17 protein-coding genes and 6 pseudogenes are annotated in these 19,780 nt (G+C 66.9%); 11 read left to right on the forward strand and 12 right to left on the reverse strand.

The genetic code is table 11. From position 1 onward, the window contains the following. Nucleotides 1–339 precede the first annotated feature (339 nt). Nucleotides 340–717, reverse strand: a complete 378-nt coding sequence (locus T398_RS25430; RefSeq protein WP_496450363.1) for a VOC family protein — start codon at nt 715–717, stop codon at nt 340–342. A 181-nt stretch (nt 718–898) separates the two neighbouring features. On the opposite strand from T398_RS25430, the gene T398_RS25435 reads away from it, so the two are divergent. Further along, nucleotides 899–2,236, forward strand: a complete 1,338-nt coding sequence (locus tag T398_RS25435; RefSeq protein ID WP_496450364.1) for a right-handed parallel beta-helix repeat-containing protein — start codon at nt 899–901, stop codon at nt 2,234–2,236. Nucleotides 2,237–2,412: 176 nt separating this feature from the next. On the opposite strand, the pseudogene T398_RS25440 reads toward T398_RS25435, so the two are convergent. Next, nucleotides 2,413–2,508, reverse strand: a pseudogene (locus T398_RS25440) (XRE family transcriptional regulator); the annotation flags it as partial. A 1-nt stretch (nt 2,509) separates the two neighbouring features. On the opposite strand from T398_RS25440, the pseudogene T398_RS25445 reads away from it, so the two are divergent. Together T398_RS25445 and T398_RS25450 are read left to right on the forward strand one after the other, a co-directional pair. Then, nucleotides 2,510–3,199 (forward strand): annotated as a pseudogene (locus tag T398_RS25445) (right-handed parallel beta-helix repeat-containing protein); the annotation flags it as partial. 437 nt (nt 3,200–3,636) lie between these two features. Beyond that, nucleotides 3,637–3,747, forward strand: a pseudogene (locus T398_RS25450) (hypothetical protein); the annotation flags it as partial. 444 nt (nt 3,748–4,191) lie between these two features. Here the strand turns inward: T398_RS25450 and abc-f are convergent. Together abc-f and T398_RS25460 are read right to left on the reverse strand one after the other, a co-directional pair. Further along, nucleotides 4,192–5,817, reverse strand: a complete 1,626-nt coding sequence (gene abc-f, locus T398_RS25455) for a ribosomal protection-like ABC-F family protein (protein WP_496450378.1) — start codon at nt 5,815–5,817, stop codon at nt 4,192–4,194. A 37-nt stretch (nt 5,818–5,854) separates the two neighbouring features. Continuing rightward, a complete protein-coding gene (locus tag T398_RS25460) occupies nt 5,855–7,480 on the reverse strand; it encodes an MFS transporter (RefSeq protein WP_496450365.1) in 1,626 nt (541 codons plus the stop codon). 72 nt (nt 7,481–7,552) lie between these two features. Between T398_RS25460 and T398_RS25465 the strand changes: the two genes are divergently transcribed. Both T398_RS25465 and T398_RS25470 read left to right on the forward strand, forming a co-directional pair. Then, nucleotides 7,553–8,326, forward strand: coding sequence for a TetR/AcrR family transcriptional regulator (locus tag T398_RS25465; protein WP_496450366.1), 774 nt, complete (start codon nt 7,553–7,555; stop codon nt 8,324–8,326). A gap of 49 nt (nt 8,327–8,375) precedes the next feature. Then, a pseudogene (locus tag T398_RS25470) lies at nt 8,376–8,720 on the forward strand (DegT/DnrJ/EryC1/StrS family aminotransferase); the annotation flags it as partial. Nucleotides 8,721–8,853: 133 nt separating this feature from the next. On the opposite strand, the gene T398_RS25475 reads toward T398_RS25470, so the two are convergent. Continuing rightward, on the reverse strand, nt 8,854–9,354 hold the full coding sequence (locus tag T398_RS25475) for a VOC family protein (protein ID WP_496450367.1): 501 nt from the start codon (nt 9,352–9,354) through the stop codon (nt 8,854–8,856). Nucleotides 9,355–9,613: 259 nt separating this feature from the next. On the opposite strand from T398_RS25475, the gene T398_RS25480 reads away from it, so the two are divergent. Together T398_RS25480 and T398_RS25485 are read left to right on the forward strand one after the other, a co-directional pair. Next, nucleotides 9,614–9,919 carry an SDR family NAD(P)-dependent oxidoreductase gene (locus T398_RS25480; protein ID WP_496450368.1) on the forward strand — a complete coding sequence of 102 codons (306 nt, stop codon included), beginning with the start codon at nt 9,614–9,616 and terminating at the stop codon, nt 9,917–9,919. Nucleotides 9,920–9,975: 56 nt separating this feature from the next. Continuing rightward, entirely contained in the window at nt 9,976–10,869 is an 894-nt protein-coding gene (locus tag T398_RS25485) for an IS5 family transposase (RefSeq protein WP_496450369.1), read from the forward strand. 44 nt (nt 10,870–10,913) lie between these two features. On the opposite strand, the pseudogene T398_RS25490 reads toward T398_RS25485, so the two are convergent. Together T398_RS25490 and T398_RS25495 are read right to left on the reverse strand one after the other, a co-directional pair. Then, a pseudogene (locus T398_RS25490) lies at nt 10,914–12,027 on the reverse strand (IS630 family transposase). Nucleotides 12,028–12,325: 298 nt separating this feature from the next. Beyond that, nucleotides 12,326–12,619 (reverse strand): hypothetical protein, encoded by a 294-nt coding sequence (locus T398_RS25495; RefSeq protein WP_496450370.1) that lies wholly within the window; start codon nt 12,617–12,619, stop codon nt 12,326–12,328. Nucleotides 12,620–12,732: 113 nt separating this feature from the next. On the opposite strand from T398_RS25495, the gene T398_RS25500 reads away from it, so the two are divergent. Beyond that, nucleotides 12,733–13,722, forward strand: a complete 990-nt coding sequence (locus T398_RS25500; RefSeq protein WP_496450379.1) for a SidA/IucD/PvdA family monooxygenase — start codon at nt 12,733–12,735, stop codon at nt 13,720–13,722. 109 nt (nt 13,723–13,831) lie between these two features. Here the strand turns inward: T398_RS25500 and T398_RS25505 are convergent, their stop codons facing one another. From T398_RS25505 to T398_RS25520, 4 genes are all read right to left on the reverse strand, one after another. After that, nucleotides 13,832–14,149 (reverse strand): DUF4097 family beta strand repeat-containing protein, encoded by a 318-nt coding sequence (locus tag T398_RS25505; RefSeq protein ID WP_496450371.1) that lies wholly within the window; start codon nt 14,147–14,149, stop codon nt 13,832–13,834. Further along, the gene (locus T398_RS25510) at nt 14,146–14,676 is read right to left on the reverse strand and encodes a DUF4097 family beta strand repeat-containing protein (RefSeq protein ID WP_496450372.1); all 531 of its coding nucleotides are present in this window, start codon (nt 14,674–14,676) and stop codon (nt 14,146–14,148) included. Before T398_RS25510 ends, T398_RS25505 begins: the two co-directional genes overlap by 4 nt. A 268-nt stretch (nt 14,677–14,944) precedes the next feature. Next, complete coding sequence (locus T398_RS25515) at nt 14,945–15,760, reverse strand: ABC transporter permease (RefSeq protein ID WP_496450373.1); 816 nt, start codon at nt 15,758–15,760, stop codon at nt 14,945–14,947. After that, entirely contained in the window at nt 15,757–16,722 is a 966-nt protein-coding gene (locus tag T398_RS25520) for an ATP-binding cassette domain-containing protein (RefSeq protein ID WP_496450374.1), read from the reverse strand. The genes T398_RS25515 and T398_RS25520 overlap by 4 nt, the downstream gene beginning before the upstream one ends. A gap of 126 nt (nt 16,723–16,848) precedes the next feature. On the opposite strand from T398_RS25520, the gene T398_RS25525 reads away from it, so the two are divergent. The 3 genes and pseudogenes from T398_RS25525 to T398_RS25535 all read left to right on the forward strand — a co-directional run bounded on the left by T398_RS25525 (nt 16,849) and on the right by T398_RS25535 (nt 18,960). Continuing rightward, on the forward strand, nt 16,849–17,538 hold the full coding sequence (locus tag T398_RS25525; RefSeq protein WP_496450375.1) for a TetR/AcrR family transcriptional regulator C-terminal domain-containing protein: 690 nt from the start codon (nt 16,849–16,851) through the stop codon (nt 17,536–17,538). A 51-nt stretch (nt 17,539–17,589) separates the two neighbouring features. Then, nucleotides 17,590–18,291, forward strand: a pseudogene (locus tag T398_RS25530) (methyltransferase domain-containing protein); the annotation flags it as partial. A 234-nt stretch (nt 18,292–18,525) separates the two neighbouring features. Continuing rightward, nucleotides 18,526–18,960: a tyrosine-type recombinase/integrase gene (locus tag T398_RS25535; protein ID WP_496450376.1), complete on the forward strand. Its 435-nt coding sequence runs from the start codon at nt 18,526–18,528 to the stop codon at nt 18,958–18,960. A gap of 517 nt (nt 18,961–19,477) precedes the next feature. Here the strand turns inward: T398_RS25535 and T398_RS25540 are convergent. Continuing rightward, nucleotides 19,478–19,780: hypothetical protein (locus T398_RS25540; protein ID WP_496450377.1), on the reverse strand; the 303-nt coding region annotated here is incomplete at its 5' end.

Genomic DNA, 19,780 nt, shown 5'->3' on the forward strand with positions numbered 1-19,780 from the left:
CAACGCGACGAACAAGCTCCGCCGGTCACCATCGGTGACCACGGTCGGGCACGGCAGGTGCGGGGGTCGCTGCGGCAGCACGATCTCGGTCAGTGATGATGACATCAGCGGGTGCGTCCAGTTCTCGATCACGGTTGTCTTCGCAAACACCATGATCACGAACAGGCCGCACCCGTCCTACATGGACCCGGCCCCACCCATTCAGCCGCCAAAAACCCCAGCTCACAGACCCTTCAACCGACTACGCAACCGCCCTGGCACAGACCACGAGGCACGGTCGACGTCACGTCTCGTCTCGGCACCCACCGGCAGCTCGCTGGCCTGGGCTCGGCATGTTCGTCAGTGGCGGACCAGGCAAAACGGGTGCCCTGCGGGATCGGCATAGATCCGCCAACCACGCCCGTCTGCTCCATCGTCCAGCATCGTTGCCCCCAGGGCCAGCACCTGTTCTTGGGCACGCTCCAGGTCCGCAACACCGAAGTCCAGGTGGAACTGCTGGGGCCGGGCCGGGTCCGGCCACAGCGGTGGCCGGTAGTCGGCCAGCCGCTGAAAAGCCAAGACGAGGCCAGACGGCGTGTGTAGCGTCGCCCAGTCGGCGCCCAGGGTCCACCGTGGATCCCGCTGATTGACGGCACCGCCGAGAAGTGCCCGGTAGAACTCGGCAAGATCCGTCGGGCAGGAGCAGTCCAGCACCACACACTGAAGATCGGCGATCACGGGACAACCCTACAAGGGCCGAACGAACATCCCATTTGGGTAGTTTCTTCGGGTTCATGTAAACCTGGGGTCAGAGTCGGTTTTGCTCGGAGTTGTTGCTACCGCCTGCCTACCGCAGGAGCGGTCACAGTCTTCGAGCGGTTCGCTGCTCGTCTGAGGCGGGGAAGGACACCGACACCACATGAGCCATCACCACCAGGCGCCCGAACCGGACCGCCGCCGCACACACCGGGCGAAGACGAGATGGTGGACTGTCGGGCTCGCTGGCGTGACTGGGCTGGCCCTCACCACCGGCATCGCCGCCACCCCGGCCGCCGCGATCGGACGCACCCTCACCCCCGACGGCTGGACCTCCGCCGGGGGCCACCGCGAGCGCGGCAAGAGCGAGGGCAAGGACACCAGTCCCATAGCCTGCAACGCCGACGCGCTGATCGCCGCGATCACCCTCGCCAACGCCCGCGGCGGCGCCACCCTCAACCTCGCAAACAACTGCACCTACCTCCTCACCGCCAACATCGACGACGCCGGCCTCCCCGCCATCACCACCCCCATCACCCTCAACGGCGGCAAACACACCACCATCGAACGCGCCGCCGCCGCCGACCAATTCAGAATCCTCACCGTCGACACCGGCGGCAACCTCACCCTCAACCAGTTGAAGATCACTGGTGGTCAAACCGCTCTGGGTACCAACGGAGGCGGCATCCTCGTCAACCCCGGTGGCGAATTGACAGCCAGACACAGCACAGTCGCCAGCAACATCGCCGGAGACCGCGGCGGCGGAATCGCCAACCTTGGCACCACCACCATCAAAGACTCCGCCGTTGACCGCAACACCGCCCGGCTGGACGGCGGCGGCATCTACAGCACGGGAGCGATCACCGTTGGAAACGCTCGAATCACCGACAACAGCGCCAGCGCCTTCGGTGGCGGGCTAGGTAGCTTCAACGGCGGGACCGTCGAGGTACGGGGCAGCACCTTCGCCCGCAACCGCGCTCTTGGCGGCGCGGGAATCAGCGGTTCCCGCACCGTCACCACCATCGCCAACTCCACCTTGACCGACAACAATGCCACCGCACTCGGCGGCGGCGCCTTCGTCGATGGGCAGCTGACCATGCGACACGTCACCGTGGCCAACAACACAGCCCCAAGCCAAGGTGGCGGTGTGGCTATTCAGGACAGCATCGGCACATCCGCGGCCACCATCGAAGACAGCAAGATCAGTGACAACACCACGAACGGATCCGGGGGAGGAATTCTCAATATCTTCTCCCCTCTGATTCTACGAAACACCAAGATAACGGGCAATCAGGCCGACCAGGGTGGCGGCGTCTTGAACCTGTTCAACAGCACGACCACCCTGTACAACACGTCGGTCGCCAAAAACATCGCCATCACGGACGGCGGCGGGATCTTCAACGATGCCGGCGGCACCGTGGCCCTCAACCCGGCGACCGGCACGGTCGTTGTCAAGAACCGGCCGAACAACTGCGTTAACGTCCCCGACTGCCCGGGATGACCTGGACTGATCCGGTCGCACGGCCAGCCCGAGAGGTCTACCGGTGCCGGCAGGAGAACCGGTGGCCTCGAGACGAAGCTCGGCGCTGCCGGAACGTTACGAGACCTTGCAGGGCTGGAGTAGCACCAGGCAAATGCTTCCACTGGCTGAACCCTCCCAGGACTGTGGGGCTATCCCCACTTCCCCGTCATGCGCCGGCCAGTCGGCTCGACGAGTAGCTGGATTGCTCCGTGATAGCGGGCACCTCGGTGGTAGCCGTCCTGAGCGGTCTGCAACACCGCAACTCTTTCAGTTGGTGGTGGGATCCAAAGCACCGGCCTGTTGAAGGTCACCCACTCCCAGGTCGACGCCAACAACAGCGAAACCAGTGGCGGTGGAATCACCGTCGTTGGCGGCACTTTCGGCATCGCGCACAGCACCATCACCGCTAACCAGTCAACACAGGCAGGCGGCGGCCTGTTCGCCAGTCCTGGAGCCGGCACGGTCACCGATACCCGCATCATGCAGAACACCACCGGATTTGGCGGCGGTGTCTTTTTTGGTGTTGGTGGAGGGCCGTTCACGCTCAGGAACGTCACCCTGGCCGGCAACGCCGCGACGGATGGTGGTGGCGGACTCGGCGTAAACCCGAACACGACTCTGGTCACCGAGGACAGCGCCATCAAGAACAACACCACCACGGCCAGCGGAGGCGGCATCCTCCAACAGGGCAACACAGTGCTGCGGCGGACGAAGGTCACCGGCAACCAAGCAGGAAACCATGGCGGCGGCATTCTCAACGACGCCACCGGCACGCTCGCCCTCTTCGCTACCAAGATCGTCAAGAATGCCGCCGCCGCCAACGGTGGCGGGGGCATCTTCAACGTGGCGGGTGGCACGGTCGAGTTGAACACCGCCACCGGCACCACCGTGGTCAAGAACCGGCCAAACAACTGCGTCAACGTCACCGGCTGCCCGGGCTGATCCTGTCGCCCGGATATCAGGACGGGTCCCGCCCCTACCGCTCGTAGCCGGTAGGGGCGGGACCCGTCCTGGTTAAGTCGGGGATGGTGAATACGCCGTCCCTGCAGCAGCAGCGAATGAATCTGGCCGAGCCGTCAGCGCTGGTGTTGGTGATCGTGGTTGCCGCTGTGGTGATCGGACAGTTCAGGTGATTGAACAGTCCGCAATCACCGGGCTGAATGCCCTGCCTGGAGGAACGTCCGACACGGACAGGCTGAGACGAATTCAGCCAGGCCGAGAGCACAGGCGTACGGAAATTCGTACGGCACGACACCCCGAAGGCGACCACACGGAAAGGTGACAGCGTGACGTGCAGGCGGGGAGTACCGTCAATGCTGGCGGCCCGCCGGGGTTGAGGCCGGCGGCCCGCCGCCCAGTCCTCAACCTGGGAGACACCGATGCCGGCCGTCGTTGACCCTTGTTTCGGAGCTGAGCTACGCCAGTTGCGTACACTCACGGGAGTCAGCCTCCGCCGGCTTGCTGCCCTCGCCCTGTCCAGTCGAGGGCATCTGCACGACATCGAAGCTGGCCGCCGACAGCCCAACCTTGATCTCGCTGAACGGTTGGACCTCGCCCCTAACAGCGGCGACAGACTCACCGGCTTGATCCGCGCAGCGCCGCTGTCCGACGAGTTGGCTGACCACCTGACCTACGTCCGTAACCGCCCTCGCCGGGTTGAGCCGGCCGCCCTTGACGCCCTCACCGACATGCTCGCCGCACACCGCCGCCTCGAAGACAGCGTTGGCGCAGCCGCAGTGCTCCCAGCGGTACGCATTCAGCTGAACTTCGTTACCGACTTGACCATCGAAGCGCGCAGCTTGCGGGCCCGTCTCACAGATTTGGCCACTCAATGGGCCCAAGCTCCGCCGATTGATCGCGACTGCTCGAATAGTACCCCACCCGATGCGGGTGGGTACCATTCTTTTGAAGCGCAGACGGGGGCGGCGCTTCTTTCAGTGGAGGTCGAGGAAACGTCCCGCGTTCATTTCTACACGATCGCCGCGGAATCGTTCGTTCATCATCCGGTCATGCGAGACGATCACCAGCGCCCCCTGGTATTCGGCGAGGGCTTCCTCAAGGTCCTCCACGAGGCCCGGTGACAGGTGGTTGGTCGGCTCGTCGAGCAGCAGCACGTCCGCCGGCATCCGCAGCAGACGGGCCAACGCCAGCCGGCGGCGCTGACCGATCGAGAGCCCTGCAGCCGGGGTGTCCAGGTCCTCCGGCCGGAACAGGCCCAGCGACAGCAGGGCCTCCCGGTGTTCCGATGCAGGGCCGGGCATCGAGGCCGCGAAGGCGGTCAGCAGGGTCCGCTCGGGCGGGAACTCGGCCAGTTCCTGCGGCAGCCAGCCGATCCGCGTGCCGTGCCGCCGGACGATCCCCCGGTCCGGACGCAGGTCACCGGCGAGCACCCGCAGCAGGGTGCTCTTGCCCGCCCCGTTGGCTCCGGTAATCAGCAGGCGGGTGCCGGGCTTCAAGGTCAGCCAGTCGACCGCCAGCCGGCCCTGCACCACGACACCCTCGGCCTCGAGCAGCACGGCTGCCTTCGCCGATGCGCCCGTCGCCGCACGGCCAGTGAACCGTAAGGGCTGCGGCGGGGGCGGCACCGCGTCGGCGTGCAGCCGGTTGAGCCGCTCGCCGGCGTTGCGAACCCGACTGGAGATCTGCTTCTCCACGTTGCGCTGATGGCGCTGGCCACGCTCGGCGTCCGGGCGGGGTCCCTCAACGAGCCGCGCGGACACCGTCGCCGCCAACTCCTCCTGCCGCTTCACCTCCTCGCACCAGGCCCGGTACTTCTGCTCCCAACCGAGCCGCTCGGCGGCACGCCGGCGCAGGTAGCCGGCGTAGCCGCCACCGTGCCGAGCCACTGTCCGCCGGTCGCTGTCGACCTCCAGCAGCGCCGTCGCGGTCCGCTCCAGGAACACCCGGTCGTGGGAGACCACCAGGACGGTGCCGGGGTGCTCCCGAAGCCGCTGCTCCAGCCACGTCAGCGCGGCCACGTCCAGGTGGTTCGTCGGCTCGTCGAGCAGCAGCAGTTCGGGCGAGGAGGCGAGGACACAGGCCAGGGCGAGTCGCGCCTGCTCCCCGCCGGAGAGCGCCGCGATCGCACGGTGCCGAGGGATCGCCGCAAGCCCGAGACCGTGCACCGCGGCGTCGACCCGGGCGTCCGCGGCGTAACCGTCCCGCGCCTCGAAGCGCTCGAGCATCTGCCCGTACACCGTCAGCAGGCCCTCGAGTTCGTCGCCGGCGGCGGAGGCCATCCGCTCCGCGGCCTCGTTGATCCCCGCCTCCAGGTCCCGCAGGTCCTTCAACGCGTAATCGATCGCGTCCTGCACGGTACCGTCCGCGGGCAGATCGGGGATCTGGCCGAGGTATCCGACGCCACCCGGCGCCTGCACGATGATCTCGCCGCTGTCCGGCGCCTCGACGCCGGCCAGCATGCGTAGCAGCGTCGACTTGCCGGAGCCGTTCTCGCCGACGATGCCGACCTTCTCGTCCGCCGAGACGGTGAGGTTAACGCCGTCGAGCAGCAGGCTGCCGCCCGGCGCACGGACCACGTCCGTGGCCGTAAGCTGGAACACCCTGCCGTAGCTGGGGGTGGACGCAGGGGTGGTCAACTCATCGGTTCCCAATGAGGGGCTCCCTCGGTACGTTCTCCGTGGCGAGGGACTCGCCGTCCGCGCCGCGGAAGGCGTTCGGATCGGTGGCCGGCTGCTCGGCGGCGCCGCTGTTCTTGGGTTCGACGTTGCGGAGCAGGTAACCGACCACCACGGCGGCCAGCAGCAGGACCACCGCGCCGGTGGCCGCTACCGCCTGCAGACCGTGGGTGAACGCCGCGAACGCATTGTCGAGCAGGACCGTGCCGGCTCCACCCGGCAGCGACGGGGCGACGGCCACTGCGCCCGGAAGCGTCTCCCCCGCGGCGTCCGAGACCGGCGCCGGAATCCCGTCCGTGGTGGGCAGCGAATTCATTTGGGAACGGTAGACGGCGGCGCCGATGCTGCCGAGGACCGCGATGCCCAGGGCGCCGCCGAGCTCGTTGCCGGTCTCGGACAACGCCGAGGCGGCTCCGGCACGCTCTGGCGGGGCCGTCGTGACGACGAGGTCGGTGCCGAGCGTCGACACCATGCCGACGCCGACCGACATCACCGCGCTGCCGGACAGGATGAGCACCAGCGCTGAGCCGGCTTCGACCTGGGTGATCACCCCGAATCCGATCGCGCCCAGGACCAGGCCCACCGCGACGATATGGCCAGGGCGCACCGTGGCGACCAGGGACGAGGCGATCCCGACGCCGACCATCGTGGCGACCACCGCGGGCAGCGACCAAAGCGCGGCAGTGAACGGTTCCAGGCCCTTCACCAGCTGCAGGTACTGCGACATGAACAGCGCGGTGCCCAGCATCACGAACATGATCAGAGTGTTTGCGCCGAGCGAGGCGCTGAAGGCCGGGTTCCGGAACAGCCGGACGTCGAGCATGGCGCGCTGACCGGCCTGCCGGCGCACGAACAGGAATCCGATTCCGAGACCGGCGACGATCGCGACCGCCGCACCGACTTCGACGCCGTGCCCCGCGATCTCCTTGACGCCGTAGATGATGGACAGGATGGACGCGAGGGCGAGCACCGAGCTGAGCAGATCGAAGCGGCCCGGGTCGGGGTTGCGGTACTCCGGCAGCAGGACTGGGCCGACGGCCAACAGCAGCACCATCACCGGAATGTTGATCAGGAAGACCGCGCCCCACCAGAAGTGCTCCAAGAGCAGGCCGCCGACGATCGGGCCGAGCACGCCGCCGCCGGCGAAACCCGCCGTCCAGACGCCGATGGCGGTGGTGCGCTCCTTCTCGTCGTGGAACATGTTGCGGATCAGCGCCAGGGTGGACGGCGCGAGGGTCGCCCCGCCGATGCCCATCAGCGCCCGGGCCAGGATCAACGTGGCCGCGTCGTCTGCGTACGCTGCCGCTGTCGACGCGACGCCGAAGACCACGGCGCCGATCAGCAGGAGTTTTCTCCGGCCGATGCGGTCGCCGAGAGCGCCCATGGTTACCAGTAGCCCGGCTAACAGGAAGCCGTAGACGTCCATGATCCATAACAGTTCTGTACTGCTGGGCGCGAGATCCTCGGTCAGGCGCGGCAAGGCGAAGAAGAACACCGAGATATCCATCGATACCAGGAGCGTCGGTAGAACGAGCGCGACCAGGCCGGCCCACTGCCGCCTTCCGGCCTTGACAGCAGGTGCGTTCATAGAAAATCAACTCCTCGACGGGTACGGTGTACGCGTTGCGTACACCGTACCCCACCGATGATTGGAGAACAAATGTCCACCACCGGAGGCACCGACTCGCGCAGCGGACGTGGGCTCGACCTGCTGTGGGCGGAGCGCGGCCGGGAGCGGCGCAACCGGCCAGGGCTCTCGATCGACCGGATCGTGGAGGCCGGCATCCGGATCGCCGATGCCGAGGGGCTCGATGGGCTGTCGATGCGACGGGTAGCCGCCGAGCTGGGCTCGGGCGCGATGTCGCTGTACCGCTACGTGCCCGGCAAGGAGGAACTCATCGACCTGATGGTCGACTCGGTCACCGGCCAGACCCCCTTCCCCGATCCGCCGCCGCAGGGCTGGCGGGCCCGGCTGGAGTGGTCGGCACGCACTGATTGGGCGCTGTACCGGCGGCACCTCTGGTCGCTGCAGATTCTGGCGACCACCCGACCCCCGCTCGGCCCCAATGTGCTCGCCTCGACCAACTGGGCGCTCAGCGCGGTCGACGGAATCGGCCTCAGCGTGCGGCAGATGTCCTGGATCGTGATGATGGTCGTCGGGTACGTCCAGGGGGCCGCCCTGCTGCTGGTGAACGAGGACAGCGCCGAGCGCGACACCGGCTCCACCCGCGAACAGTGGTGGGCCGCCCGGTCGGAGCAGGTGATGGCGCTCATGCAGAGCGGCACCTTCCCGGTGCTGGCCCGCGTCGCGGCGGAGAGTACCGGCGAGAGCGAACTGAACGAGTGGTTCGAGTTCGGACTTGCCCGGCTGCTGGACGGCGTGGCGGTGTTCGTCGAGAGCAGCGCTCGGCCCACCCCGGAGATTCTCAGCTGAACCGCAGCAGGGGTTGCCGCCGGGACCAGGCCCAACGCCATCGTGGCGCATGTCGGTCGATACGAGAACCCAAACCCGCCGCGGGCCACCGAATCTAGGCGCGACCGGCGACGGCGGGGCGGCGGTCACCTCCGACACCGCACTGGCGGAGCGGGTACGCCTGTTGCGCAACTACGGCTCGCCGGTGACGTACCAGCACGACATCCGGTGCGGCAGCCACCGGCTGGACGAGTACCGTGCCGGGGTGCTGCAGGCCAAGCTGCCGGCTCCTGGAACACGCGCCGACCCGGTGTGGCACCTGTTCGTCGTGCAGGCCGACGACCGGGACACGCTGCGCAAGGCGCTGACCGCAGACGGCATCGAGACCGGCGTGCACTATCCGGTGCCGGTCCACCGCACCGGTACCACCCAGATGGGCGACAAGGGCGAGATCTACCTCCTCATGGTGTCGGGCAATGGACGACGACGGAGTCCTCCAGCGGGCGGTTCAGTCCGCCCCGAACCTCACCTGATCGACGGCGGAGCGGTCAGGACGGGCGCGGCTGCACCAGTTCGGCGCTCTGCACGTAGCGCATCGCGTCGGCGTACTCGGGCTGCTGAGCACGCCGATTCATCTCCTCGAGGTCCAGCTCCTCCATCCGTTCCTGGATCCACCACACGTTGCCGAGCGGGTCCCGGACCCGCCCGATCCGGTCCCCGAACGCGAGGTAGGTGATGTCCGTGACGGGAGTGGCGCCGGCGTGCAGCGCCCGGGCGAAAGCCGCGTCCGCGTCGTCAACGTAGAGCCGTAGAAAGGCGGGGGTTTCGGGCCAGTGCGGCCGGGCGTCGAACATGAGCAGGACGGAGCCCTCGACGCGTACCTCGGCGTGCGAGACGCTGCCGTCCTCGTTGTGCAGCCGCGCCAGCTCCTTGCCGTCGAACGCCCCGACGAGGAAGTCGATGAGGCGGGCGGTGTCGCCTGAGATAAGCCAGGGCATGACGGCGTGGTAGCCCTCGGGCACGGGTCGGATAACGGTCTTCTCGATCATCGGATCTCCCCTCCGGTGCGCCGCGGAGTGCGGTACGAGCAGACCTTAGATTCGACATAGGACAGTACTGGTCCCAGTTACACGTTCGGGTGACACGACGCGGCGCTCCGGCCGGTAAGCCCGGAACGCCGTGTCGCGGGGGAGAGAGAAAGGTCGTTCGCCGTGATGCCATCCTGGCCGACCTCCTGCGCCACCGACTTGACCAGCCCGATCAGCGCCCACTTGCCGGCCCGGACTGCCTGATCGAGGCGGTGCCGGTATGACCGGCGCCGTCGCCCTGATCACCGGCGCGGGCAAGGGCATCGGACTGGAGGTGGCCCGGCAGCTCGGCCGGGCCGGCGACACGGTGCTGCTGGGCGTCCGCGACGCATCCCGCGGCGAGGCCGCCGCACGGTCGCTGGCCGCCGACGGGGTGTCCGCGACCGTCGTCCCGCTCGATGTCACCGACCCGGCGACCGTACCGGCCGCTGCGGAGTGGATCGAGGTCACGTACGGACGGCTAAGGCGTGTTTCAGAAGTCGTGGTGGCCGGTGAAGGTCACGGCGTGTCGGTTATCGACAACTGAAGAGGTCTCCGGTATCTGATTCTGCGACCAAGCAAGAACGTCATACCGGAGACCTCGTGGCCACCTTAGCGGTGACGAGGCGGCACGACCTCACCGACGCTCAATGGCAGCGGCTCGCCGTACTGTTGCCGGCCGCGTCGGTGAAGGGTCGGCCGCCGAAGTGGGACAAACGGCAGCTCATCGACGGGATCAGGTGGCGGATCCGAATCGGGTCGCCCTGGCGTGACGTGCCGGCCGAATATGGACCCTGGCAGACGATCTACGGCCTGTTCCGTCGCTGGCAGCGCGACGGCACCTGGAACAAGATCCTGGCCGCCTCGCAGGCCGCCGGCGATGCGCAAGGCCGGATCACCTGGATGGTCAGCGTGGACTCGATGACCAGCCGCGCCCACCAACACGCCGCCGGCGCTCGCAGGGACGGCCATCTGCAGAAAGAGCCACCCGGCGGCGTGCACGACGAACCCGTCGATCACGCCCTCGGACGATCTCGCGGCGGCCTGACCACCAAGACATATCTGGCCTGTGAACAGGAACAGAAGGTCCTGTCGATGGTCGTAACTGCCGGGCATCGTGGTGACAGTCCACAGTTCATCCCGGTCCTGCGCCGTATCAAGGTGACCCGTCTCGGGGTGGGCCGGCCCCGCACCTGCCCCGACCTGGTCCTAGCCGACAAGGCGTGCACCAGCTGCGGAAACCGCGCCTACCTACGCAAGCGCGGGATCAAGGCATGCATCCCGAGTAAGACCGACCAGGACGCTCACCGCAAAGCCAAGGGCAGCCGCGGCGGGCGCCCGCCGAAGTTCGACGGAGACCTGTACCGGATGCGACATGCCGTCGAGAACGGCATCGCCCGGCTCAAGCGCCACCGCGGCGTGGCCACCCGTTACGACAAGTTGGCCGTCCGGTTCCAGGCCGTCCTGACCATCACCATCATCTGCGAGTGGCTCTGACCGGCTTATGAAACACGTCTTAGTGTCTCGCGATTCTGTTTTCGTTACTTGGTGTTGTTCGCGACGAGTTGCTTGACGGTGGTTTCGATCCAGCGGACCTTGGCCAGGATCTCGTCGGCGGTCGCGGTCCAGGTGAAGGGTTGGGCGCCGGTGTTCCAGTGCTCGATGTAATCACGGATGCGGCGGATCAGCGCGGCGACCGAGGCGAAGGTGCCGCGGCGGATGGCTTGCTTGGTGATGATCCCGAACCAGTTCTCGATCTGGTTCATCCAGCTCGATCCGACCGGGGTGAAGTGGAAGTGAACGTGCTGGTTGCGTTCCAGCCACGCCTGCACGTCCGGGGTGGTGTGGGTGGACAGGTTGTCCAGCACGACATGGATCTGCTTACCGGCATGGGCTTTGACTGCCTTCTTGAGGAAGGCCAGGAACGCCTCTGCGTTACGGCGTGGGTAGCAGTCGGCGATGACCTGGCCGGTAGCGACGTCCAAGGCGGCGAACAGGTTCGTGGTGCCGCCGGTAGTCGTGGGTGCGTTGCTCGGTCAGCCCGAAGTCCAACGGCAGCAACGGCTGCGTACGATCCAACGCTTGGATCTGGGTCTTCTCGTCGATCGACAGCACCACCGCCCCGCCGGGCGGGTCCAGGTACAGGCCGACGATGTCGGCCACCTTCTGCGCAAACGCCGGGTCCTTGGACAGTTTGAACGCGCCCTGCCGGTGCGGCCGCAGATCGCTGTCGCGCCACAGCTTCGCCACGTAGTGCCAGGACACCGAGACCCCCTCGGTGCGCTTGACATAGGCGGCCATCGCCCGGCTCGACCAGTGCGACAGTCCCGTCTCGGCTGGCGGGCTCATCCTGGTCAACGCCAGGATCCGCGCCGCTACCTGAACCGGTACCTGCTCACGGCCGGCGCCCCGCTTGAGTTCCTCCAACCCGGCCAACCCCTGCTCGGCGTACCGGTCGATCCTACGATCCACAGTGGGCAACGACACCCCAGCCAACTCCGCAACATCTTTACGACGGCGGCCCTCGGCCATCCACAACACGATCCGCGCCCGGGTCGCCAGGACCGCCGGCACATCCCGGCTGTTGACCACGGCTCGAAGCTCAGCGGTCTGCTCGTCCGTCAGCATCACCCCACCATGATCGGCCCTCAACATCACAGCCGCACCGATCTATGATCGAAATCAGATAACGACAACAGAGTCACGGGACACTAGACTAATCGGTCTCGACGTCATCGTCGACACGCTGTAAGTGCTGCGCGAGCTCACCGGCAGCCCGCACTTCACACCGTGCGCGCTGCTCGCTGGCCTAGTGGCCCAGAGCAAACTGGGCCGCAAGACCGGCGAGGGATTCCATAGCTACGCCATCGCCGGCGGCAGCCACCAGGAGCGACGGCTGTGTCTGAATGAGCGGGGCAAAGGAGCCATGGCAACTGCCGAAGCGGACTGCTCCTCAGGGGCGCGCGCGGAGCTCCAGGATGCAGCACTTGGCGCCGCCGCCGCCCTTCAGCAGTTCGGTCATGTCAATGCCGATGGGCACGAAGCCGCGTTCCCGGAGCTGGTCCGGCAGCCGCTTGGCCTGTTGGGCAATGATCACATGAAGGCCGTCGGACAGGGCGTTGAGACCGAATACCTCGGCATCGGACGCGTCCGCCAGGATGGCGTCCGGGAACTGTTCCGCAAGCAGCGCCCTGCTCTGCGGGAAGAAGGCCTCGGGGTTGTACATGATCTCGTTGTCGTCGAGCACGGCGAGAGCCGTGTCGAGGTGGTAGTACCTCTCGTCGACCAGCGTCAGGCCCAGGACCGGCTTGTCGAAGAACTCCCGTACTTCGTCGTGCGCCTTCGGCTCACTGCGGAAACCTGGCTCACCTCGTCACGTACGGCTCTGACGTGACGTCGATTCGGCTGCCGCAGGGCAGCGGTCCGCAGCCTGCCGACCATCTGGAGGTCGAGGCCCGGGACGCCGGCGGCCGGGGCACCCGGGTGATCAACGCACGGAACGTCGTCATCTCAACGGGCCTCGTCCCGAACATGCCCGACGGAACGCAGTGCGACGAACGGGTCTGGCACAGCTCCGAGTTCCTGGAGAAGTACCGGCGGATGAATCCGGCGGAGCTACGTCGCGTGGCAGTGGTCGGGGCCGGCCAGAGCGCGGCGGAGATCACCCGTTTCCTTTACGACGAGCTGCCGCACGCCCAGGTGTGGGCCATCATCCCCTCGTACGGCTACTCCGTGGCGGACGATACTCCCTTCGCCAACCAGGTGTTCGATCCGAAGGCGGTCGACGACTACTACTTCGGCACCGAGCAGACGCGCGAGTCCTTCTGGCGGTACCACCGCAACACGAACTACTCGGTCGTTGACGACGAAGTGATCAGGGACCTGTACCGGCGCTCGTACGACGACGACGTACGCGGCGACAAGCGGCTGCGCCTGCTGAATCTGACGAGGGTCTCCGGCATCAAGCGCGCCGGTGCTGAGACGCGGGTCTCCCTCCAGACGGGACTCGACGGCGTAGTGTACGACCTGGACTTCGACGCGCTGGTCTGCGCGACGGGCTACGACGCGATGGAGCCCACTGGTCTGCTCGGCGACCTCGACCGCTTCTGTCTGCGAGACGAGGCCGGGCGATACCGAGTGGAGCGGGACTACCGCATTGCCACCAGCCCCGAACTGCTCTGCGGGCTCTACCTCCAGGGCGGTACCGAGCACACCCACGGCCTCACCTCTTCACTGCTGTCGAACATCGCCGTACGCAGCGGTGAGATCGCCGACTCGATCTCCGTCGGCCTGGCGCAGCGGAGTGTCGGCCAGGCGACCCCCGTCGAGGTCGGCCACGAAGGCGGCTGAGCACCGAAGCCGGAGGCCGGGACCGGCGCCGTGCCCTGGCGCCGGTCCCGGCCTCCCATCATGCGTGGCTCACGGAGTCGTCCGCCTTGTCCTCTGCACCGGGAGGTGTTCACAGAGCCCGGTGGATCGTGATGTCTCCGTAGGAGGTGTGCGCCCGCACATCGATCGATTCTCCGGGCGACTCGTCGGCACCGTCCAGCGTGTTGTGCACCCGCCCGTATCCAGTGGCCAGGTCTAGCCTCGCCCGGCGGCCCGCGCCAACGCCGATCTCCAGGTCACCGGACGATGTCTTGAGCACGACCGCACCGCAGGTCACTTCCCCCACGCGGATACTGCCGTTGACGGTCTCGGCATCGGTCTTGAGACCCGATGGGTGGTCGACGCAGATGTCGCCGTTGGAGGCGCAGACATGGAGATCGCCGGTCACCTTGCCGATCTCGGTGTCGCCGTTGGAGTTCTTGACCGCGGCCGCGCCGTCGATCTCCCCGACGCGGATCGGCCGGTCGCGGTGCTGATCTCGGCGTCGCCGTCGACTCGTCCCACAGTGATGTGGCCGCCCGCCGTGTCCAGGCGCAACGGACCGATGTGGTCCAGTTGGACATGCCCGGTGGATGTCTTGAACCTGCACTCCCCGAGGTGGCCGGCGCAGCGCAGGTCTCCCACCGATGCTTCGCCACGCACCTGCGAGCCGACGGGCAGCACGATCGTCACGTCCACCGAGCGGGTCTTCCGGGAGAAGTCGATGCTCCGGGACTTCGGTGTCCTGATACTCAGTACGCCGTTGTCGTATTCGACGCTCGCCTGCTCGGCGGCCTTCACGTCCGAGCCGTCGGTCTCGTCGGTCGGCCATACCTCAACGACGGTGTCGTCCCGGTCTTCTGCGATGATCTGCACGTCGCCGGCACCGATTTCGAATGTGACGGAGATCGGTTCAGGAGTATCGAAAACAGGCATGGCTGTCCCCTCTCGCAATTTCTGACAGGAGTGGAGCATCGGGACGAGCAGGCATCGGCTGCCTGGCCGGCTTCAGTTGCTCGGAAACGCACGTCGAGATCTGCTGTGACCCGGGTGACGCCATCGGAGCCCTGCGCGTGACAGCGCGGGTCGCCGAGACCGGAATGCCACATGAACGTCAGCGGACGCTCCGGCGGCTTGGGGCGCCCCCAGGCAGTGCGAGGTGGTCACCGACACCTATGAACGGACGGCCCGCAGGCCACCGGTTTCATCGAATTGACTTGCGGTTGTACTGAGCCAGTGCCCAGACGTATCCGAGGAAGGCGATCGCACCGCACCAAATGGCAGCGGTCAGGATGTCGTCAATGGCGGGCACGCCGTCGAGCAAGCTCCTGACGGACTCGATGAACGGGGTGAAGGGCTGGTGCTCCGTGAACCAACGCAGTCCATCGGGCATCGAGTCGGCCGGGACGAAGCTGCTGCCAAGGAACGGCAGCAGAACCAAGGGCATGGGCAGGTTGCTGGCGACCGTTGCGGAATTCGCGAACGTGCCGATCGCGACTGACAGCCAGCTGAGGGCGAAGGCGATCAGGGCGAGCACGCCGACCACGCCGAGCCAGTCCGCGGCACCCGCCTCAGGCCGGTAACCGAGCAGGAAGGAGATGGCCAGTACTCCGACCATGCCGAGGAGCGTTTGGATGATGGCGCCCACGACGTGGCCCGTCAGCACCGCGCCGCGGGCGATGGCCATTGTTCGGAAGCGCGCGATGATCCCCTCCGTCATGTCGGTGTTCACTGAGACGGACGTGCCCTGGGCACCGGCGGCGACTCCGATGAGGAGGATGCCGGGGACGACGTATTCAAGGTAGCCGTCGGTCCCTTGGAACCCGATGCCGGCGCCGAGGGTGTTGCCGAAGACGTAGACGAACAGCAAGAGGAAGATCACCGGCAGAGCGATGACGACGATCACCTGGGACGGATCCCGCTGCATCCTCTTGAGGTTGCGCCCGAGCATGGTGAGCGCGTCACTGAACGGGTGTGGGGTCGTCTTGCGCGGAGCCGGAGCGATAGTGGCGCTGCTCATCGGGTCACGCTCCCTTCCTTCTTGCCGGTCACGCCGGTCAGCGCGAGGAACACGTCATCGAGATTGGGGGTCTGCACCGACAGGGCGAGCGGTTCGAGCCGCGCGTGGTCCAGTTGGTCGAGCACGGCTCGGATCGAGTGCGTACCGGCGGCGTCCATCGGAACGGTGAGGGTGAACGTCTCGTCCCCACGCGTCGATCCCGGCACCGCTCGGGCCGCGGCATCGAGGGCGACGGTGTTGGGGAAGCGCAGTTCGATACGACCACCGCCGATCCGGGCCTTGAGCTGGTCGGCGGTGCCTTCGGCGACGAGCTTGCCGCCGTCGAGCACGGCGATCCAGTCAGCGAGCCGGTCGGCCTCCTCGAGGTACTGCGTGGTGAGGAACACCGTGGTCCCCTGGGCCACCACGTCGCGGACGATGTCCCACATCGCCTGCCGACTGCGAGGATCGAGGCCGGTCGTGGGCTCGTCAAGGAAGATGATCGGGGGCTGATCCAGGAGGGTCAGCGCCAGATCGAGTTTGCGTCGCATGCCGCCGGAGTACGTATGCAGCGGCTTCTTCGCCGCGTCACCAAGCTCGAATAACTCCAGCAGGTCGTCGATCCGGCGGTTCGCGGCCACCCGGTCGAGGTGCCGAAGCTTGGCGATCAGCCGCAGGTTCTCCTCACCGGTGAGGAGCTTGTCCACCGCTGCGAACTGGCCGGTGAGGCCGATGGCCGAACGGACCGCGTTGGGCTCTTTCTGCAGATCATGGTCGGCGATGCGGGCCTGACCCTCGTCGGCCTGGACCAAGGTGCTGAGGATGTGCACCGTGGTGGTCTTTCCCGCACCGTTCGGCCCCAGCAGGGAGAACACGCTGCCGGCGGGCACGTCGAGATCGATGCCCGCCAGCACCTCCTTCGTGCCGTAGGACTTGCGTAGTCCCCGCGCCCACACGGCGGGGACGCCCTGTGCGTCATTCATCCGCGATCGACTCCTCTCGTACATCGTTCAAGTCGCGACTTGAACACCGTACGATGGGACTTGAACGGCGCGCAAGTGGGACTCGGACAGTGTTCAAGTTAGGCTTGGTGCATGACTCGTCGAACCATGAGCCAGGCCCAGATCGTTAGTGCTGCCATCGATCTACTCGACGAAGAAGGACTCGACGGCCTGAGCATGCGGCGACTCGGGCAGCGTCTCGGCTCGGCCGCGACGTCGGTGTACTGGCACGTGCAGAGCAAGGAGAACCTGATCGCGCTGGCCAGTGACCGGATCTGGGGCGAGACCTCGATGCTCGACCCCGAGCAGGTGGGATGGCGGCGGGCCGCCGTCGAGCTGGCGCGCAGCACGTACGGGCTCGGTGTCACGCATCACTGGCTGATCCCCGCGGTCCCCAGCTGTCTGGCCTACGGCACCGGAATGGCGCGCTACCAGGACCACTGCTACGCCATCTTCGAGGCTGCCGGTTTCACCGGGGTCAACCTCGACTGGGCGGTCAACACCCTCTTCACGTTCGTGATCGGTGCGACCTACCAGGACTCCACACAGGCCATGCTGGTGAAAAGTCAGAACGACAGCGCGAAAGTAAAGCAGCGACTGCAAGAGGCCGTGGTCAACGCGAACCAGATCGTGGCTCAGTTCCCTCGCCTGCAGGCGAGGGCGGCGGAACAGGTGCAGCTGAACGCCGATCCGCGCGCCGCGCGCACTGAGGCACTCGAGTTCGGTCTCGGTGTCATCCTCGACGGCATGTCGGTCCGGCTCGGGTTTGTCAAATTAACGGCTGATCTTGGTTGTTGAGGTGGTCAGTCGTTGGCCGGGGTGAGCCCACGGCCCCGGCGTTGTTCCGGGTACGACCAGGTCCTGTCGGCCGCCTCCGCCTCCGCCCTCGCGCGGGCCGGCTACCACCCCGCGTTGCGGGTCGGTGACGGCGCGGCAGGCTGGCCCGAGCAGGGGCCATACGACCGGATCATCGCGACCTACGGCATCGAACGAGTCCCAGCCGCGTGGCTGCGTCAGTGCCCACCAGGGGGCGTCATCGTCGCTAACCTCGGCCTCGGACTCGTCGCGCTACGGCTCGACCAGCGTGGCGCGACAGCTTCAGGTCGCTTCCTGCCCTCCCGGGCGGCCTTCATGAACTCCCGGGCCGAGCCCGCGGCGGCGATGATCCCCGACGCCGCGTTCGACCCTGCGGCCCTTCACGACGGGAGCCCAGTAGACGCCCCATCCGACCTGAGGGCCGACAGTTTCGTGGCCTGGCTGCACCTGCACTGTCCGGGGATCGTGCAGATCACGATCCCCGGGCCGGATGGCACCGGCGACCAGGCAGAGCACATCTACGCCAACCGCGCGGGGTCCTGGGCGCGAGTCGGGCGCGGACAGTTAACCGAGGTAGGGCGCATTTGGGGAGATGTGCACAACGCGTACCGCCGTTGGGTCCGAGCCGGCCGGCCCGAGGTTGAGCAACTCGGCCTCACAGTAAGCGACGAAGGTCATCACACGCTGTGGGTGGATAGCCCGTCTGGCGCACAGCGATGGAGCCTCACCCCATGACCAGCTTGACCCTCCGGCGGACATGGCGGGTGCACCGACCCGGGCCGCTGCTATCAGCAGCCGTTTCGGTGTCCAGCACGGACACCGGGCGACCGATGCCCCCGGCATCACCGCCCATGCCCGAAGCCTTGCCCGCCCGGATGCACCCGGCACGCCACCCGGTGTCCCCAACGCAGGGACGGAGGACTGAGGCTGACCCGGCCGAAGACGTGGCTGGCCTCCGACGACGACGAGGTGGCCACTGATCTAGTGCTGCTGCCGGCGGCTCTCGCAGCGGCACTGCGCGAGCACAAGCGGCAACAGAGCAGGCTCAAACAGAGGCTGAGCAAGGAGTACAAGGACGAGGGGTTAGTGTTTTGCCAGCCCAACGGTCGGCCTGTCGACCCTCGCGCCGATCTCGACGACTGGTACCAGATCCTCGCTGAGGCTGGATTGCCGCGCGCGGGGTCGCACGTGGCGCGGCACACAGCAGCAACGATGCTCCTAGACGCTGGGCTCGATATCTCCGCAGTCCAGCAGGCCATGGGCTGGCGGGACATCCGTACGGCCCGTCGGTATGCGGCGCCGAGTCTCGGCCAGGCGAAACGCGCAGCCGAGGCGGCGGAGACGGCACTGTTCCGCCCCGGGTCCGATCTTGCTGAGCATCGGGCTCGGAAGAGCGCCGGGTAGCTAAGTGTCCTCAGATTTGTCCTCAGATAGCGATCATACGATGCGCTTGATCGCCATCCGTCGACCCCGGACATGGCGAATGGCCTGGTCAGCGGTGTGACCAGGCCATTCGTTGTCCCGAGCCGCCTGACGGAATCGAACCGTCGACCTACGCTCCTCGAATCCTGTGATCTTGGCGTCGTCACCGACTGTCAGTGTTTGGCGCTGAGCTGCACAAACGACCGGGCAAGGTCATCATCACTTGTCGCCACTGGTCAACCGTTGGCAGGGGTTTTCGGGGGGGGTAAACGGGGGGGGCCGGCAACCTGGCGCGGCACATCGTTCTCCATCTGCGTGGCCTGCCGCGACGCCGGCGCCGAGTACGCCGGTCAGGCAGGAAGGAAGAACGCGATCATCCCCGCGACGTGCGCCCCTATACGGCCCGCCCTTGCGGTCCACGCTGCTGGTGATACGAGGGCTAGCAGATCCAGCCATGATCAGGGGATCATCCACAGGCATCAGAGGGCGGTCTGGAGTATTAGGTCCGTTTTAGGGTGAGGGTGAACACTCCGGGTTCGTCCTCGGTCAGGACGTGGCGGTTGACCATGCGCTTGAGCTTCGCGCGGGTGGCTTCGACGTGTTTCGGTGAGGGTTCGACGCCGAGTGCGAGGCAGATGCCCTTGGCTCGCATGCCGGTGGGCGCGGTGGCGAGGACGTGCAGGATCTGCTGGTAGGGGGCGCTGGTTATCGCCGGGTCGTCGGCGGTGAACTCGGCTGCGGTGAGGGTGCGCAGGGTGGTGCGGGTGGTTGCCAGATCGGCCAGTTCGCCCTCGACGCGGGC

The sequence above is a fragment of the Salinispora goodfellowii genome, from assembly GCF_059570675.1.

Coding starts and splice junctions, on each gene's coding strand:
- T398_RS25460 (WP_496450365.1), bottom strand. CDS start 7,480: ATGAACGCACCTGCTGTCAAGGCCGGAAGGCGGCAGTGGGCCGGCCTG.
- T398_RS25520 (WP_496450374.1), bottom strand. CDS start 16,722: ATGAATGACGCACAGGGCGTCCCCGCCGTGTGGGCGCGGGGACTACGC.
- T398_RS25465 (WP_496450366.1), top strand. CDS start 7,553: ATGTCCACCACCGGAGGCACCGACTCGCGCAGCGGACGTGGGCTCGAC.
- T398_RS25510 (WP_496450372.1), bottom strand. CDS start 14,676: ATGCCTGTTTTCGATACTCCTGAACCGATCTCCGTCACATTCGAAATC.
- T398_RS25480 (WP_496450368.1), top strand. CDS start 9,614: ATGACCGGCGCCGTCGCCCTGATCACCGGCGCGGGCAAGGGCATCGGA.
- T398_RS25435 (WP_496450364.1), top strand. CDS start 899: ATGAGCCATCACCACCAGGCGCCCGAACCGGACCGCCGCCGCACACAC.
- T398_RS25525 (WP_496450375.1), top strand. CDS start 16,849: ATGAGCCAGGCCCAGATCGTTAGTGCTGCCATCGATCTACTCGACGAA.
- T398_RS25475 (WP_496450367.1), bottom strand. CDS start 9,354: ATGATCGAGAAGACCGTTATCCGACCCGTGCCCGAGGGCTACCACGCC.
- T398_RS25515 (WP_496450373.1), bottom strand. CDS start 15,760: ATGAGCAGCGCCACTATCGCTCCGGCTCCGCGCAAGACGACCCCACAC.